This window comes from Bacillus sp. LR--39, assembly GCF_053613335.1.
In genome coordinates, this window is sequence record NZ_JBSIOT010000303.1 from 1 (window position 1) to 1,107 (window position 1,107).

At 43.4% G+C, this 1,107-nt stretch carries 1 protein-coding gene; it reads right to left on the reverse strand.

Annotated features, from left to right (window positions below):
- Positions 1-230: 230 nt before the first annotated feature.
- Positions 231-1,107, reverse strand: an 877-nt coding sequence (gene yxeI / locus ACWHAR_RS22715) for a penicillin V amidase (protein WP_452087905.1), incomplete at its 5' end; no start/stop codon positions are given.

A 1,107-nucleotide genomic window follows, 5' to 3' on the forward strand; every position in this document is an offset into this window, starting at 1 on the left:
AACCAGTCTGATGCTGAGACTCGTTTTGATCCAAAGTTTTATATAAATGTAGCTTGCACCTTATCTCTACTTCCGACCATACGCATTTTGCCGCCACTTTTGCTCTTTGCTAATAAACGCGCGTGGTCGCCGTCGTAGAACGGTCCATTTTCCCACTCATTCAGAAGCTGAGACATCACATAAAAAAATAAGCTGATCCCGGATTCATACCGAAATCAGCTAATTGAATCTTAATTAAGTTCTAGAATACTCTCTTCTGCTTTAGCGGAAAACACTTTAGGCTCCAAACAGTCAAGGTCTTCATGAAATAAATTTACTTTTTGGATTTGCCGATTGTCATAGTGGTGGAAATAGTAGTTTCCAGTTTCGTTGCACATCACGGAAGTATATTGCGTATAATGAATTTCGTCTTCTTCCGTTATCACTGCGCCCTTTGGTATCGTCATATTTGCCAAAATTTGAAAAGCGGCTGTTACACCTTTCGTTTCATCGGCCGTCGGCTCTAGATGTTCTTTCAAATAAACAGCTCTGACAAACCGGGAAGGCGGTGTATAATCCCCCGGCAGACCAACAGTTCCTAAGCCTTGGCCAAAAGCGGAAAGGGCTAATCCGCCCATCTCTTTGCTCTCTAATTGCTTCGGTCTGATTCCTGTATATTGCTGCAGATTGGTTACATGCCATATAAAGTCGGGGCTGTTCGTCATGACACCAGGTTGATTATCATAGACTTTGAGGCCGTCTGCTCTCGGTTCTATCGTCAGGCTTCGGCCCGTCCGGTCTGACAATATCCAGTGAAGCGGTAAAACTGTATCCAATAGATCTAATTTTTTCTCTACAATCGTTAAAGATCGAATCTTTTCTTTTACGTCTTCCAAAGACTTACAGACTGACAGCACCCATGTCACAAACTCATGCGGGGCAATGTGAACGGTATCTTCCCGTATCGTTTTTTCGTACTCCGCATAGCCCGGAAAATAAAGTGCAGCACACGATAAACCGTTTTCATTAACGCCGTCTGCAAATAAAATATTACCAAGTTTTCTTCCCATACCGATAAACGCGTACTGTGTCTGATGGGCCTTTCCGTCAGCTTCACTGTTCCAACTG